This window comes from Streptomyces dryopteridis (assembly GCF_049606955.1).
Classification (GTDB): Bacteria; Actinomycetota; Actinomycetes; order Streptomycetales; family Streptomycetaceae; genus Streptomyces.
The window spans coordinates 4,792,523-4,808,768 of sequence record NZ_CP187113.1; the positions used below are offsets into that span (position 1 = coordinate 4,792,523).

General features: G+C 73.6%; 12 protein-coding genes. 10 read left to right on the forward strand and 2 right to left on the reverse strand.

Annotated elements, in window-relative coordinates; genetic code table 11:
- Positions 1–301: 301 nt before the first annotated feature.
- The 6 genes from gltB (at position 302) to ACN20G_RS20500 (ending at position 9,426) form a co-directional block, all read left to right on the forward strand.
- Positions 302–4,909 carry a glutamate synthase large subunit gene (gltB, locus tag ACN20G_RS20475; protein ID WP_424214250.1) on the forward strand — a complete coding sequence of 1,536 codons (4,608 nt, stop codon included), beginning with the start codon at positions 302–304 and terminating at the stop codon, positions 4,907–4,909.
- Positions 4,902–6,362 carry a glutamate synthase subunit beta gene (locus ACN20G_RS20480; protein WP_424214251.1) on the forward strand — a complete coding sequence of 487 codons (1,461 nt, stop codon included), beginning with the start codon at positions 4,902–4,904 and terminating at the stop codon, positions 6,360–6,362. The genes gltB and ACN20G_RS20480 overlap by 8 nt, the downstream gene beginning before the upstream one ends.
- Before the next feature lie 214 nt (positions 6,363–6,576).
- Positions 6,577–6,963: a divalent-cation tolerance protein CutA gene (gene cutA / locus ACN20G_RS20485; protein WP_424214252.1), complete on the forward strand. Its 387-nt coding sequence runs from the start codon at positions 6,577–6,579 to the stop codon at positions 6,961–6,963.
- Between the two features lie 87 nt (positions 6,964–7,050).
- Positions 7,051–7,701, forward strand: a complete 651-nt coding sequence (locus ACN20G_RS20490; protein WP_424214253.1) for an SMI1/KNR4 family protein — start codon at positions 7,051–7,053, stop codon at positions 7,699–7,701.
- Positions 7,702–8,213: 512 nt separating this feature from the next.
- Complete coding sequence (locus ACN20G_RS20495) at positions 8,214–8,954, forward strand: helix-turn-helix domain-containing protein (RefSeq protein ID WP_424214254.1); 741 nt, start codon at positions 8,214–8,216, stop codon at positions 8,952–8,954.
- A 1-nt stretch (position 8,955) separates the two neighbouring features.
- Entirely contained in the window at positions 8,956–9,426 is a 471-nt protein-coding gene (locus ACN20G_RS20500; RefSeq protein ID WP_424214255.1) for an NUDIX domain-containing protein, read from the forward strand.
- A gap of 19 nt (positions 9,427–9,445) precedes the next feature.
- On the opposite strand, the gene ACN20G_RS20505 is transcribed toward ACN20G_RS20500, so the two are convergent.
- Positions 9,446–10,000: a GntR family transcriptional regulator gene (locus ACN20G_RS20505; RefSeq protein WP_424214256.1), complete on the reverse strand. Its 555-nt coding sequence runs from the start codon at positions 9,998–10,000 to the stop codon at positions 9,446–9,448.
- Positions 10,001–10,213: 213 nt separating this feature from the next.
- Here ACN20G_RS20505 and ACN20G_RS20510 point away from each other — a divergent pair, with 213 nt between their 5' ends.
- The 4 genes from ACN20G_RS20510 (at position 10,214) to ACN20G_RS20525 (ending at position 15,238) form a co-directional block, all read left to right on the forward strand.
- Positions 10,214–10,435 (forward strand): hypothetical protein, encoded by a 222-nt coding sequence (locus ACN20G_RS20510; protein WP_424214257.1) that lies wholly within the window; start codon positions 10,214–10,216, stop codon positions 10,433–10,435.
- A gap of 11 nt (positions 10,436–10,446) precedes the next feature.
- Positions 10,447–11,577 carry a hypothetical protein gene (locus tag ACN20G_RS20515; protein ID WP_424214258.1) on the forward strand — a complete coding sequence of 377 codons (1,131 nt, stop codon included), beginning with the start codon at positions 10,447–10,449 and terminating at the stop codon, positions 11,575–11,577.
- Between the two features lie 765 nt (positions 11,578–12,342).
- Positions 12,343–13,086, forward strand: a complete 744-nt coding sequence (locus ACN20G_RS20520; RefSeq protein WP_424214259.1) for an SDR family oxidoreductase — start codon at positions 12,343–12,345, stop codon at positions 13,084–13,086.
- Between the two features lie 661 nt (positions 13,087–13,747).
- Positions 13,748–15,238: a glycoside hydrolase domain-containing protein gene (locus tag ACN20G_RS20525; RefSeq protein WP_424214260.1), complete on the forward strand. Its 1,491-nt coding sequence runs from the start codon at positions 13,748–13,750 to the stop codon at positions 15,236–15,238.
- Here ACN20G_RS20525 and ACN20G_RS20530 read toward each other — a convergent pair.
- Positions 15,231–16,052 (reverse strand): helix-turn-helix domain-containing protein, encoded by an 822-nt coding sequence (locus ACN20G_RS20530; RefSeq protein ID WP_424214261.1) that lies wholly within the window; start codon positions 16,050–16,052, stop codon positions 15,231–15,233. The genes ACN20G_RS20525 and ACN20G_RS20530 overlap by 8 nt on opposite strands.
- Between the last annotated feature and the right edge of the window lie 194 nt (positions 16,053–16,246).

A 16,246-nucleotide genomic window follows, 5' to 3' on the forward strand; every position in this document is an offset into this window, starting at 1 on the left:
CGGAGCACCACATAATCAGTTCGTTACTCATCGGTTTCGCTCGCGTGTCCGCCGGGCAAGAGTCGGCGGGAGCCGGCACGTGCGTCGGGCAAGGAAGCCCGCCCGAACCGGGATCGAGTCGGGACCAAAGGTCTCTCGATCCGCCGCGAACGTCCCTGTTCCCGCAGGTGTGGTGTCCGCATGATGGAACGACCTATCCGGTTCCCGGGGCCGCCGTCATCATGTAACCTGCACGAAATTTCGCAGAGGGCCAACGTCGTCCCTCGGCACTTCACATGCCACGACGACGACGGGAGAGCCGATGCGTTCCGCATCCACGCACTCCGCGACCTCCACCGCTTGGTCGCCCCTGGACGGACGCCCCTCTCCTCAGGGGCTCTACGACCCGCGCAACGAGAAGGACGCCTGTGGCGTCGGTTTCGTCGCGAACCTCACCGGCGAGGTCACGCACACGCTGGTCGAGCAGGCCCTCACGGTGCTGCGGAACATGGAGCACCGCGGTGCCACCGGCTCCGAGCCCGACTCCGGCGACGGCGCCGGCATCCTTTGTCAGGTCCCCGACGCATTCCTGCGCGAGGTCGCCGGCTTCGAGCTGCCGGCCGCCGGCCGCTACGCCGTCGGCATCGCCTTCCTCTCCGCGGACGAGACCGAGCGCGCCGACGCCGTCACCCGCATCGAGACCATCGCCGCCGAAGAGGGCCTGACCGTCCTCGGCTGGCGCGGCGTCCCCGTCACCCCGGACCTCCTCGGCAACGGCGCCCGCGCCACCATGCCCGAGTTCCGCCAGGTGTTCGTGGCCGACGCCCCCGCCGCCGGCGCCGAACCGGCCGAGGGCATCGCCCTGGACCGCAAGGCGTTCGCGCTGCGCAAGCGCGCCGAACGCGAGGCCGCGACCTACTTCCCGTCGCTCTCCGCCCGCACCATCGTCTACAAGGGCATGCTGACCACCGGCCAGCTGGAGCCCTTCTTCCCCGACCTCTCCGACCGCCGCTTCGCCTCGGCGCTCGCCCTGGTCCACTCCCGGTTCTCCACCAACACCTTCCCGAGCTGGCCGCTGGCGCACCCCTACCGGTTCGTCGCCCACAACGGCGAGATCAACACGGTCAAGGGAAACCGGAACTGGATGAAGGCCCGCGAGGCGCAGCTCGCCACCGAGGTCTTCGGCCCCGAGAACCTGGACCGGATCTTCCCGATCTGCACCCCGGACGCCTCCGACTCGGCCTCCTTCGACGAGGTCCTGGAGCTGCTCCACCTCGGCGGCCGGTCGTTGCCGCACAGCGTGCTGATGATGATCCCGGAGGCGTGGGAGAACCACACCTCCATGGACCCGGCCCGCCGCGCGTTCTACCAGTACCACGCCACGATGATGGAGCCCTGGGACGGCCCCGCCTGCGTGACCTTCACCGACGGCGTCCAGGTCGGCGCGGTCCTCGACCGCAACGGCCTGCGCCCCGGCCGCTACTGGGTCACCGACGAGGGCCTCGTCGTGCTCTCCTCCGAGGTCGGCGTCCTCGACATCGAGCCCTCCCGGATCGTCCGCAAGGGCCGGCTCCAGCCGGGCCGCATGTTCCTCGTGGACACCGCCGAGCACCGCATCGTCGAGGACGACGAGATCAAGGCCGGCCTCGCCGCCCAGGCCCCCTATGCGGAATGGCTGGAGGCCGGCGAGATCGAGCTGGAGGACCTCCCCGAGCGCGAGCACATCGTGCACACCCACGCCTCGGTCACCCGCCGCCAGCAGACCTTCGGCTACACCGAGGAAGAGCTCCGCGTCCTCGTCGCCCCGATGGCCCGCACCGCCGGCGAGCCCATCGGCTCCATGGGCACCGACTCGCCCATCGCCGCGCTCTCCGAGCGGCCCCGGCTGCTCTTCGACTACTTCACGCAGCTCTTCGCGCAGGTCACCAACCCGCCGCTGGACGCGATCCGCGAGGAGCTCGTCACCTCGCTGCGCTCCTCCCTGGGCCCGCAGGCCAACCTGCTCGACCCGACCGCCGCGTCCTGCCGCAGCGTCACCCTGCCCTTCCCGGTGATCGACAACGACGAGCTCGCCAAGCTCATCCACATCAACGCCGACGGCGACATGCCCGGCATGAAGGCCGCCACCCTCTCGGGCCTGTACCGGGTCTCGGGCGGCGCCGACGCGCTGGCCGCCCGCATCGACGAGATCTGCGCCGAGGCCGACGCCGCCATCGACAACGGGGCCCGCCTCGTCGTCCTGTCGGACCGGCACTCCGACGCCGAGCACGCGCCGATCCCCTCGCTGCTGCTCACCTCCGCCGTGCACCACCACCTGATCCGCACCCAGCAGCGCACCCAGGTCGGCCTGCTCATCGAGGCCGGCGACGTGCGCGAGGTCCACCACGTGGCCCTCCTGGTCGGCTACGGCGCCGCCGCCGTCAACCCCTACCTGGCGATGGAATCCGTCGAGGACCTGGTCCGCGCCGGCACCTTCATCGAGGGCATCGAGCCCGAGCAGGCCATCCGCAACCTCATCTACGCCCTCGGCAAGGGCGTCCTGAAGGTCATGTCCAAGATGGGCATCTCCACCGTCGCCTCCTACCGCGGCGCGCAGGTCTTCGAGGCCGTCGGCCTGAACGACGAGTTCGTCGGCCGCTACTTCAACGGCACCGCCACCAAGATCGGCGGCGCCGGCCTGGACGTCGTCGCCAAGGAGGTCGCCGCCCGACACGCCAAGGCGTACCCGGCCTCCGGCATCGCCCCCGCGCACCGCGCGCTGGAGATCGGCGGCGAGTACCAGTGGCGCCGCGAAGGCGAACCGCACCTGTTCGACCCGGACACGGTCTTCCGCCTCCAGCACGCCACCCGCAACCGCCGGTACGACATCTTCAAGAAGTACACGGAGCGGGTGAACGAGCAGTCCGAGCGCCTGATGACGCTGCGCGGCCTGTTCGGCTTCACCTCCGACCGCCCCTCGATCCCGCTGGACGAGGTCGAGCCGATCTCCGAGATCGTCAAGCGGTTCTCCACCGGCGCCATGTCCTACGGCTCCATCTCCCGCGAGGCCCACGAGACCCTCGCCATCGCCATGAACCAGCTGGGCGGCAAGTCCAACACCGGTGAGGGCGGCGAGGACCCGGACCGCCTGTACGACCCGGCGCGCCGCTCCAGCATCAAGCAGGTCGCCTCCGGCCGCTTCGGCGTCACCAGCGAGTACCTCGTCAACGCCGACGACATCCAGATCAAGATGGCCCAGGGCGCCAAGCCCGGCGAGGGCGGCCAGCTGCCCGGCCACAAGGTCTACCCGTGGGTCGCCAAGACCCGGCACTCCACCCCCGGCGTCGGCCTGATCTCCCCGCCGCCGCACCACGACATCTACTCGATCGAGGACCTCGCCCAGCTCATCCACGACCTGAAGAACGCCAACCCGGCCGCCCGCATCCACGTGAAGCTGGTCTCCGAGGTCGGCGTGGGCACCGTCGCGGCGGGCGTCTCCAAGGCGCACGCGGACGTGGTCCTCATCTCCGGTCACGACGGCGGCACCGGCGCCTCCCCGCTCACCTCGCTCAAGCACGCGGGCGGCCCCTGGGAACTCGGCCTCGCCGAGACCCAGCAGACCCTGCTCCTCAACGGCCTGCGCGACCGCATCGTCGTCCAGACCGACGGCCAGCTCAAGACCGGCCGCGACGTGGTCATCGCCGCCCTCCTCGGCGCCGAGGAATTCGGCTTCGCGACCGCCCCGCTCGTGGTCTCCGGCTGCGTCATGATGCGCGTCTGCCACCTCGACACCTGCCCCGTCGGCATCGCCACCCAGAACCCGGTCCTGCGCGACCGCTTCTCCGGCAAGCCCGAATTCGTCGTCAACTTCTTCGAGTTCATCGCCGAAGAGGTCCGCGAGATCCTCGCCGAACTCGGCTTCCGCACCATCGAGGAGGCCGTGGGCCACGCGGAGCTGCTGGACACCAGCCGCGCCGTCACCCACTGGAAGGCGCAGGGCCTGGACCTGGAACCCCTGTTCCACGTGCCCGAGCTGCCCGAGGGCGCCGTCCGCCACGCCCTGATCGAGCAGGACCACGGCCTGGAGAAGGCGCTCGACAACGAGCTGATCAAGCTCGCCGCCGACGCCCTGAACGCCGAGTCCGCCGAGGCCGCCCACCCGGTGCGCGCCCAGGTCGCGATCCGCAACATCAACCGCACCGTCGGCACCATGCTCGGCCACGAGGTCACCAAGCGTTTCGGCGGCGCGGGCCTGCCCGACAACACCGTCGACCTGACCTTCACCGGTTCCGCCGGCCAGTCCTTCGGCGCCTTCCTCCCCAAGGGCATCACGCTCCGCCTGGAGGGCGACGCCAACGACTACGTCGGCAAGGGCCTCTCCGGCGGCCGCATCGTGGTCCGCCCCGACCGGGGCGCCGACCACCTCGCCGAGTACTCCACCATCGCCGGCAACACCATCGGCTACGGCGCCACGGGCGGCGAACTGTTCCTGCGCGGCCGCACCGGCGAACGCTTCTGCGTCCGCAACTCCGGCGCCCTGGTCGTCTCGGAGGGTGTGGGCGACCACGGCTGCGAGTACATGACCGGCGGCACGGCCGTCGTCCTCGGCGAGACCGGACGCAACTTCGCGGCCGGCATGTCGGGCGGCGTCGCCTACGTCGTGGACCTGGCCCGCGACAACGTCAACGTCGGCAACCTGGGGGCGGTCGAGACCCCGAGCGCCGAGGACCTGCTGTGGCTGCACGACGTGGTGCGCCGCCACGAGGAGGAGACCGGATCCACCGTCGCCGCGAAGCTGCTGGCCGACTGGGACACCGCCTCCACCCGCTTCAGCAAGATCATCCCGACCACGTACAAGGCAGTGCTCGCCGCCAAGGACGCCGCTGAGCTGGCCGGACTCTCCGAGTCCGAGACCACCGAGAAGATGATGGAGGCGGCGACCCATGGCTGACCCGAAGGGCTTCCTCACCACCCCCCGGCAGACGGCCTGCTCCCGCCCCGTGGCGGAGCGGCTCAAGGACTGGAACGAGGTCTACGTTCCCGGCTCCCTGCTGCCGATCGTCTCCGAGCAGGCCGGCCGCTGCATGGACTGCGGCATCCCGTTCTGCCACAACGGCTGCCCGCTGGGGAACCTCATCCCCGAGTGGAACGACTTCGCGTACCGCGAGGACTGGTCGGCGGCCTCGGAGCGGCTGCACGCCACGAACAACTTCCCGGAGTTCACCGGGCGGCTGTGCCCGGCCCCGTGCGAGTCGGCGTGCGTGCTCGGCATCAACCAGCCGGCCGTCACCATCAAGAACGTCGAGGTCTCGATCATCGACAAGGCGTGGGACAACGGGGACGTCACCCCGCAGCCCCCGGACCGCCTGTCGGGCAAGACCGTCGCCGTCATCGGCTCCGGCCCCGCCGGCCTCGCCGCCGCCCAGCAGCTCACCCGGGCCGGCCACACGGTCGCCGTGTTCGAGCGCGCCGACCGCGTCGGCGGCCTGCTCCGCTACGGCATCCCCGAGTTCAAGATGGAGAAGGTGCACATCAACCGCCGCATCGAGCAGATGCGCGCGGAGGGCACCAAGTTCCGCACCGGCGTCGAGATCGGCCGCGACATCCCCGCCGACGGCCTGCGCCGCCGCTACGACGCCGTCGTCATCGCCGCCGGCGCCACCGTCTCCCGCGACCTGCCCGTCCCGGGCCGCGAACTCGGCGGCATCCACTTCGCCATGGAGTACCTGCCGCTCGCCAACAAGGTGCAGGAGGGCGACTTCATGACGCCCCCCATCACCGCCGAGGGCAAGCACGTCGTCGTCATCGGCGGCGGCGACACCGGCGCCGACTGCGTGGGCACCGCCCACCGCCAGGGCGCCGCCTCCGTCACCCAGCTGGAGATCATGCCCAAGCCGGGCGAGGACCGCCCCGCCGGGCAGCCCTGGCCCACGTTCCCCATGCTGTACAAGATCACCTCCGCGCACGAGGAGGGCGGCGAGCGGGTCTACTCCGTCTCCACCACCCACTTCGAGGGCGACGAGGACGGCAACGTGCAGGCCCTCCACCTCGTCGAGGTCGACTTCGTGGACGGCAAGCTCACGCCCCGCCCGGGCACCGAGCGCCGCATCCCCGCCCAGCTCGTCACCCTGGCCATGGGCTTCACCGGCACCGACCAGGCCAACGGCCTCGTCGAGCAGTTCGGCCTGGAGCTCGACGAGCGGGGCAACGTCGCCCGCGACGCCTCCTACGCCACCAACGTCGACGGCGTGTTCGTGGCCGGCGACGCCGGTCGCGGCCAGTCCCTCATCGTGTGGGCGATCGCCGAGGGCCGCTCGGCCGCCCGCGGCGTGGACCGCTACCTCACCGGCGGCTCCACCCTCCCGTACCCGGTCAAGCCCACGGACCGCTCGCTGACCGTCTGACCCCGACACCCGGCGAACCGCCGCCCACCCCCTCGCGGGGCACGGGCGGCGGCGACCCGGACCCCTCATCGGTCCGCACAACGGCGTGCGGCACTCTGACACGGCACCCGCTGTCCCCGACCAGGGAGCGGGTGCTGTGGCATGTTCGGGGTACGGATCACGCGAGCGCGCGGCGAGCACCGGACGAGGACGAGGACGAGGGAGAGGGACCAGGATGACGACGGACGTGGTGGTCGCGCAGACGACGGTGGACGGCGAACCGTCGGCCCGGGAACTGGCGCGCGGCGCGGTGGAGGCCCGCCTCGCGGCGTGCGCGCACGTGGACGGCCCGCTCACGGCCGTCTACCGCTGGGAAGGCCGCACGGCCACGGACACCGAATGGCGGATCTCCTTCAAGACCACCCGCGCCCGCCTCCCGGAACTCACCCGCTGGCTCCACGAGGAACACCCCTACGACCTCCCCCAATGGCTGGTCCTCCCCACCGCGGCCGCCTCCGACGGCTACGCGACCTGGGTCGCGTCGGAGGTCGGCGACTTCGGCGACCTGACGGACGCGACGGACGGGACGGACCCGACGGACCCGACGGGGGCCGGGGACTGAACCCGACGGTGGGGCCGGACGTTTGGGGGGGGGCGACGTCCGGGGGCCGCCGGCCCGACCGTCGCGGGCCCGAGGCAGGATGCGGCCATGAGCACTCCGACCACGCCGAGCACTCCGACCACTCCGCCCACGCCGAGCACTCCGCCCACTCCGACCACTCTGCGCACCGAGACCCCGGACCCGGCCGAACTCCTCGCCCTCCGCGAGATCTTCGGCACCCGAACCGACGCCGCCCCGCCCGCGGGTTGGGAGGCGGTGCGGGCCTTCGAGGCGGAACACGAGGTGACGCTGCCCGAGCCGTACCGCACCTTCACGGCCGAGATCTGCGGCGGCCTGCCCGCCGGCCCCCCGCACTACGGGCTGCTGCCGTTGGACGAGGAACCGTCCGACTGGGGCGCGGGGCGGGCGCGACGGGTGCTGTCGGCGCCCTTCCCGCTCACCGACCAGTGGATCTGGGAGGAGGACGGGCCCGAGGACGGCGAGACGACGGCGGAGTTCGAGGCACGCACCGACGAGGTCTGCGACCGCGGCTCCCTGCTGCTCGGCACGGACGGCTGCGGCATGTACTGGCACCTCGTCCTCACCGGCCCCCGGCGCGGCCACGTCTGGATGATCGACGAGTTCGGCGCGATCCCCTTCGGCGCCCCCGCCGGCGAAACCCTCATGCCGGGCACCCCCGGCTTCACCGGCTGGGCCGCGCACTGGGCCCGAGGCGAAGACTGGTTCGAGGACAACTGACCCCCGCCGCGCCCCGCGCCCCGGGGGACCGTCACGCGGAAGCCCGACACCGCCGACACCGACACGGCGGCCACGCCCCGGACACGGGCGGCGGGCCCTCGCCCGGCCTCCGGTCCCGGGTGACGACGAGCGCGGGCCCCCAGGTCCGCCCGCCGTCACGGGACACCCGCAGGGTGAGCACGGGCCCGCCGCCCCCGGCGCTCACCGGTGCCCCTCCGGATGCCGACGCAACAACACATCGCAATCGGTGACCCGACTGAGGTCCCCGCCGGCACGCGCCCGGACCCGCTCCTCGGCGAGTGCCGCACACCGGGCACAGCCGGGCACGGGCGTGGGCGGGACGGGTGGGAACAGGGCGGACACGGGGTCTGCGGGCGCGGCTTCGTACCGCGTGGGGCCGGTCATGTGGCCATGGTGTTGTCGGTCACCAGGACGGAGGCACCTCCCACGTTTCCCACTTGGGGACGTCCTCGGGTGTGTAGAACGTCCCTGACTCACAGGAGGGGATCGCCGTGTCGAATGAGCGGTTGCGAGAGGCGATGGCACGCGGGGGCTGGACACACGCGGCCTTGGGGGAACGGGTGGAGGTGGATCCCAAATCGGTCGAGCGCTGGGTCAATCTGGGGCGAACCCCAAGACAGCGCACAGCGGTCAGGGCGGCCGAGGCGTTGGGCGAGGACGTCCACGTGCTGTGGCCCGAGATCCGGCAACCCCGGGCCGCGAGAGCGATCAGCCCGGAACTCGTGACCCTGTACGAACAGCGGGCGGACGTTCCGATGTCGATGTTCGTCGATGTCATTGCGTCCGCCAAGGAGCGGATCGACCTCCTCGCCTACGCGGCCGTCTTCCTGCACGAGGCGTACCCGCGCCTGAACGAGTTGCTGGCCGAGAAGGCCCGCGACGGTTGCCGGGTGCGCATCGCGGTGGGCGACCCCGACAGTGAGAGCGTGCACCGCAGAGGCGAGGAAGAGCGGTTCGGGCACGGGATCCAGGCACGGTGCAGGCTTGCTCTGATGCACTACGAGCCCCTGCGCGCGATCGACGGCGTCGAACTCCGCACGCATGGAACGACCCTCTACAACAGCATTTTTCGGGGAGGCGACCGGATGTTGGTCAACGCGCACGTCTGGGGAACGAATGCGTACCGGGCCCCGGTGTGGCACTTGAGGAAGGTCACGTCGGACGGACTGTTCTCCACCTACGAGACGAGTTTCGACGCGGTGTGGGACGCCGCGCACCCCTGGGAGGAATGAGATGGGCCGGACCGAGTACTGGGACGATCCCGCCGCGCCCGAGCCGAACAGCATGGTCGTCGCGGCCTCCGCCGTGGTGGCGGACGCGGAGGGGCGGGTGTTGATGCAGCGGCGTGCCGACAGCGGGCTGTGGGCGCTGCCCGGCGGGGGCATGGAGATGGGGGAGTCGTTGCCCGGGGCCGCCGTGCGGGAGGTGCGTGAGGAGACCGGGTTGGAGGTGGAGATCACCGGCCTGGTCGGCACCTACACCGACCCCCGGCACGTGATCGCGTACGACGACGGCGAGGTGCGCCGGCAGTTCAACGTGTGCTTCACCGCGCGGGTGGTCGGAGGGGAGTTGGCGATCTCCGACGAGAGCACGGACCTGCGGTTCGTGGCCCCGGAAGACCTGCCCGCGCTGCCCCTGCACCACACCCAGCGCCTGCGCCTCGAACACTTCCTCGCGGGCCGTTCCGCGCCCTGGTTGGGGTGAGGGGCGCCCGTCCGCCGGGTCAGGCGGGTGGGACGGGGGTTTCGTGGTGGAGGGTGTTGCGGGAGGCGGGCATCAGCATCACGTCGACCTGGATCGGGCGGCCGTGCGCGTCGTGGGTAGTGCGGGTGACGCGGAGCAGGGGGTCCGGGGGGTCGGTGGGGAGGGCGAGGAGTTCGCGTTCGGCGGGGGTGGGCAGGCGGGCCGTGATCTCCTCCGTGATCCGCGCCCCGACGTGCCCGAGGCGGGCCAGGAGGGTGACCGCCCCGCCCGTGATCTTCGCGGTGCCGGCGAGCGCGGTGTCGCGGGCGATCGCGGTCGGGTAGTGGGTGTCGGTGAGTTCGGTGGGGACCCCGTCGAGTTCGATGATCCGGCGACGGACCACCACCGGCTCCCCGACCGGCACGTCGAGGCGGGTCGCGATCTCCTCGTCCGCCGGCACCTCGCCCGCGAAGAGGATCCGTTGGCCGCCGACCCGGCCCCGGGCGCGGGTCTCCTCCGTCCAGGCGTCCGGCCGCCCGTCGGGGCGCGGGGCGAGGTAGGGGGCGGAGTCGTGGGCGAAGGGGGTGTCCGGCATGGGGTTCATTGTGGCCCGGGCCGGGCGCCGTTGGGCCGGGTGGGGGATGGGTGGGGTGGGGGTGGGCCGGGTGGGTGGTGGGGGGCGGGGTGGGTGTGGGGGCGGGGGGTAGGTTGCGGGGGCTTCGGGTGGGTGCGCGCGCGGAGTATTGACGCCGAGTCCAATAAGGGTCAGGCTGCCCGCATCGCATCCGTCCCCACCGGGAGGTTTGTCATGAGCGACGAGCAACTGGGCGCACTGGCGAAGGAGTTGGGGGGTGCGGTGCCGCCCGGCGGGTTCCGGGAGTTGACCGACGCCGAGCTCGCGCGGCTCGCCGACGCCCTGCGCCGCGACCGCGAGCAGCGCGCCGAGGGCCTGACCGAGGCCGCCGAGAAGGCCCTCGCGCTCGTCCCCGCCCTCGCCCGGGGCCCCGTCCGCAAGATCCTGTTCCGGTGAAGGGGACCCCCGTGACCGCCGTGACCCCCGCGACCGCCTCCGATGCGCTGCGCACCCGCGCCGAGATCGACAAGATTGCCCGCGTGCTCGGCGAGGCCCCCGCCGACCTCGCCTTCCTCGGCCGGTTGCCGGCCGCCGACCTCGCCGCATTCCGCGAGCGGGCGCTCGCCGCGCGGCACGACTCCGGGCCCGAACTGCTCGACCGGATCGCCGCCGCCACCCGCCTCGTGCCGGCCGCCGTGGCCGCCGCGATCAGCGAGAAGGCGCTCGGGCCGCGGCTGGCCGCCGCCGTCGCGGGCCGGCTGGACCCGGCGCGCGCGGCGGAGATCATCTCCCGGCTGCCGGCCGCGTTCACCGCCGAGTCCTGCGCGCACCTGGACCCGCGCCGGATCGCGGACATCGTGGCCCGGCTGGACGAGGACCTGCTGGTGGACGTGGCCGTCACGGTCGCCGCACGCGCCGACCACGTGACCATGGGCCGGTTCGTCGGCCGGCTGCCCGCGCCCGCCCTGGCCCGGATCCTCGACCGGATCGACGACGCCTCCCTGCTGTCCGCCGGCCACTACGTGGACCGGCTCGACGCGCTCACCCCCGTGGTCGCCTCGCTCGACGACGCCCGGTTGACCCGGGTCGTGCGCACGGCCGCCGTCGAACCCGCGTTGTGGCCGGCGGCGTTGTCCGTCGCCGAACTCGTGGACACCGCCGGCCGGACCCGCATCGCGACCCTCGCGGCCCGGCTCGACCCGGCCGAACTGGACGCGGTCGTGCGGGTCACGGACGCGGAGGGCCTGTGGGGGGCGCTGCTGCCGCTCGTGGCGCTGCTGCCGCCGGCCGAACGCGCGGTGGTCGCCGAACTCCCGGCCCTGCGGGACGCGGCGGTGCTGGGACGGGTGGTGCGCACGGTGCTCGGGCTCGGTCTGTGGGCGGAGTTCCTGCCGCTCGCCGACGCGCTGCCAGAGGAGGCGCGACGCGCGCTGGCCGGTCAGGTCGGCGCCCTGGAGGAGGCCGAACTGGACGCCCTGGCGCGGGAGGTGGCGGCGCGCGACCTGTGGGAGCAGGTGCTGCCGCTGGTCGCGCTCATGGACGACGCGGCGCAGACCCGGATCCTGGCCCTGCCGGCCTTCGCCGAGCACACCCCCTGAGCCACGCCGCCCCCGCGCCGCCGACTCGTCGAACGGGGTCCGGACGCCCGGCAGGGCCTCCGGCTCGGTGAGGATCGCCGCGTGCCGTCCCGTACGGACTTGCCGCCGAGGGTGAACTCATCGAGGACGTGGTACCGGTCGTCCCGGACCCGGGTGCGGACCACGGGGTCGTCCCGGCGGCCCGTCCGGCGACGCAGTGCGGGCTCCACCCCCCCGTTTCGTGCCATCGGGCCGCGAGCGCGTGGTTCCGAGAGCTCCTCCACCGAGTGGCGGTCCGGGAGCGCGTGGCGCGAGAGCGCCGAGACCAACGCGGACGAACCGGATTCCACCGCCTCGCGCGGCGTCGGCAGTTCGTTCGGCGGACACGGGGCCGGGTCCGCGCCGTGCTCCGGCAGCACCTCCGTGATGTCCCCGGTGTGCATGCGGACCGCCGGGGAGAACGCGGCCTCCCGGACGCCGGAACGGTGGTCGTCGTCCTCGCGCAGCAGGCGCCGGGTCAGGGTGAGGTCGCGCGCCCGGACCCCCGAGACCAAGGCGGGCCCCCGGCTCGTGTCGTCGTTCGAGCCCGCGTCCGTGTCCGTGCCTGCGCCTGCGCCTGCGTCCGTGCCCGCGTCCGTGCCCGCGTTCATGTCCATGGCCGTACCCCTGTTCCCCGTGATCTTTCGCGGACCGGGGCAGCGAGTTCGTCAGGTTTGTTTAGTGGGCGCTACGGAAGTCGTGCTAGCTTCCTTTCTTAAGTGATCGCTAAAGAAATGAGAGGGTGTCATGACCGAGAAGTTCGCGCTGGTCACCGGGGGCAGTCGGGGGATCGGGCGGGCCGTCGCCGAACGCCTGGGGCGGGACGGATACCGCGTGGCCCTCACCTACGCCCGCGACAAGGACGCCGCCGAGGCCGTCGTGGACACCATCGGCCGCGACCGCGCCTTCGCCCTGCACGCGCCCCTCGGCACCCACGGCGACGCCGCCGCCCTCTGGGCCCGCTACGACGCACACCCGCGCACGGACGGCCACGTCGACGTGCTCGTCAACAACGCCGGCATCGGCCTGCCCGTCCCCCTCGACGCGCTCACCGAGACCGCCTTCGACGAGGTCTTCGCCGTCAACGTGCGGGCCCCGTTCTTCGTGGTCAAGGAGGCCCTGGGCCGGCTCCGCGACGGCGGCCGGATCGTCAACGTCTCCAGCGGCGCCGCCCGCCTCGCGATGCCGAACGCCCTCGCCTACGGTGCCACCAAGGCCGCCCTCGACAACCTCACCCTCAACCTCGCCAAATCCCTCGGCCCGCGCGGCATCACGGTGAACTCCGTCGCCCCCGGCATCGTCGACACCGACGTGAACGCCGACTGGCTGCGCGGGAACCCCGAGGCGGAGGCGGCGGCCGCCGGGCTCGCGGCGCTCGGGCGGGTCGGACGCGTCGAGGACATCGCCGACGTCGTCGCCTTCCTCGCCTCCGACGACGCCCGCTGGATCACCGGCCGCGTCCTGGACGCCACGGGCGGCGCCGGACTGTAGCCCCGGCCGGTCCGGGGCGGGACGCGGGACGCGGGACCCGGTGCACGGTGCACGGTCGTGACCCACGGGGGTGGTCACGTGCGTCGCGCCCGGCCCTCCGTCCCGGTTGACCGGTGGCGGCGGGGTGTCGGCGTCAGGGGGTGAGCGGGTGTCGTGCCGGGGGCGTTGTGAACGTGTCGTGCCCGCCCGGGGTCCTCACGCCGTGCGGCCTCGTGGAGACCGTGACCGGCCCGTCGACGGCCCGTCGGCCCGTGGGTCGTGAGGAGCGCGCACGCGACGAATGCCCCCGCGGCGAACGCCGACTCCGGCCGAAGCGCCGCGTCGCACGGAAGACCGCGGCTTCGTCGATCGGGGACCACCGGCCGCCCGCCGCGTCCTCGAAGCGGGCGCACCCGCACCACCCCGGGCCGCGGCCCGTCGGCCCCCCACCCCGTACCCTCCCGTACCCCGATCCCGGCGACGCGCGACCTCCCCGTCCCCGACCGGTGTGCCGCGCGGGGGAGCCCGTCGCGGGTGGAGGGGCACACGAACGGGTTGTCCGGGCGCCTGCGCGCGGGGTGCGGGCCGGCCGCCGGGGCCCGTGCGGGTGCGGCCGGACGGGCCAACCGGCACACCGGCGGGCGGCCGGCGAACCGGCCCGGCCCTGATAGGACTTCGGGGCATGCCGACCCGACCGCCCGGCCCGCGCCGCCGGCCCCGCCACCCCCTCCGCCCGTCCCGACTCCTCGCCTCCGCCTGCGGGGCCGTGCTCCTCCTCACCGGCGGCGCCGCCTGGGCCGGCCCCACCGCCGTGCCCCGCGCACCCGCCGACGGCCGCGAGGTCGACTACCTCGGCACCACCGTCACCGTCCCCGCCGACTGGCGCGTCGTCGACTTCGCCCGCGACCCGCACGCCTGCCTGCGCCTGGACCGGCCCACCCTCTACCTCGGCACCCCCGGCGACCAGGCCGACTGCCCGGCCCGAGGAGCCGCCGACCGGGCCGACACCCTGCACCTCGAACCCGCCGCCGAGGCCGCGCCCCGCGTGGACCTGCCCACCCTGGACCGGCTCGCCGAACTCACCGAGGACGGCGACGGCCCGGTGGCCGCCGCCCTGCGCGCCGCCCGCGAGGCCCGCCGCACCCTGCCCGGCGGGCGACTGCTGGCCACGGTCTCCTACGCCGAGACCCCCGACACCGTGCGCCGCATCCTGGAACGCGCCGTCACCGACCTCGACGCCGACGCCGGCGCCCCCGGCCTCGCCCGCACCGCGACCGCCACCCCCGCCGCCCACCCGGCGACCCCACGCACCGCCGGCCGTCCGACCGGTCGTCCCGAACCCCTCGACGTCGAGGGCTTCGACGCGTGCACCGCCCCCACCCAGGACACCATGGACGCCTGGCGCGCCCACAGCCCCTTCCGGGCCGTCGGCGTGTACATCGGCGGCCGGGCCCGCGCCTGCGCCCAACCCCGACTGACCGCCGACTGGATCGAACGGCAACGCGCGGCCGGCTGGCACCCGATGCCGATCTGGGTGGGCCCGCAACCCTGGGCCAACCGCGCCACCGCCCTGGCCGGCGAGCCCGCGGCCGCCGCCCGGCAGGGCTTGGAGGCCGCCGACGGCGCCGCCGCCGCGGCCCGCGCCCTCGGACTGGCCCCCGGCAGCGTCCTGTACCTCGACGTCGAGCACTACCAGGACCGTGCCGCCTGGGACGCGCCCGTGCTCGCCTACACCGCCGCCTGGACCGAGCGCCTGCACGAACTCGGCTGGGCCTCCGGGGTCTACGCCGCCGCGAACTCCGGGGTCCGGGCCCTGGCCGGGCACCACGAACGCGAGCGGGCGGGCACCCCCGACGTGCTGTGGTCGGCGGCGTGGAACGGCCGGGCGGAGACCGGCGACACGGCGATGGGCCTGCCCGCCGGCACCCCGCTGTGGTCCGGGGCGAGTCGGGTCCACCAGTACCGGGGCGACCACGCCGCGACCTTCGGCGGGGCCCGCCTGACCATCGACCGCAACCGGGTCCTCGTCGCCCCCGACGGAGGCCCGGGCGAGGGGCCGGGTGGGGGCCCGGGCGGCGATCCCGGCGGCGGCCCCGGCGACCCAGGGTCCCCCGTCCCGACCCTCCCGCTGGACCTGCCCGGTCCCACCGGTTACCCCTTCGGCCTCACCTGAGCGCGAGCCGGGTGTGGGGTCGGGGACCGGGGTGCCAGTCGAGGAGGTCGGCGGGCAGGCGGGTCGGGCTGAGGCCGGTCATCGCCTTGCACGCGTGGTTGAAATGGGCCTGGTCGCCGTAACCGGCGAGCAGGGCCGCCCGGGCCAGCGAGTGCCCCGTCCGCCAGGCCCGCAGGGCCGTGCCGAACCGCAGGGTACGGGCGATGGCGGCGGGGCTGCGCCCGACGTGGACGCGGAACAGGCGCTCCAGGTGCCGGACGCTCCACCCCACCTCCGCCGCCAGCTCGCGGACCGGACGCCGGCCCCGGGTGCGGTGCAACTCGTGCCACACCCGCACCACCTCCGGCGAGATCCGCGGACCCCGCTCCACCAGGGGCAGCAGGGCCGCGTCCAGCAGCCGGGCCTGCTCCTCGGGCCCGGCCGCCGCCCCGAGCCGTTCCACCAGCTCGCGCGAGCGGGCCGGCAACAGGTCCACCGGGTCGAGCCAGGGCACGTCCCACAGGTGCATCGGCACGCCGAACAACGCGTACGCCCCGATCGGCCCGAGCCGCAGGGTGATGCCCCGGATCCGGCCCTCGTGCCGGCCGATGAGGGCCCCGGTCAGCGGGAGCGCGGCGCGGGAGGGGGCGCTGACACCGGGGCGGGCGTTCGTGGCCGATTCCGTGCGCACGGCGCCGCCGAACCCGAAACTCAACGCGGCCGTCGTGGTCGGCGCGATCCACTGGGTTCGCGGTGTACGCGCCGTGTACGCGAATGCCGAATAGGTGTCCACCAGGCCGTGCAGCGCGGGGTGCGGAAAGAAATCCCGTTTCATGCCGCGGGCCTGAATTCGAGGGTTGTCGGAGGGGGGAACGGGGAGGGTGCGCGCCATGGTCGGATCTTCTCCCGGGTGTTCTGCGGCGGTTGACGCCTGCTCAGAGGGGATTCGAGCGCTTTCGTGACCCGGCGCGGGCTCGTACTCGGGGCCGAGATCGAGGCGAGATCGAAGCGAGAACGAAGCGGGATCGA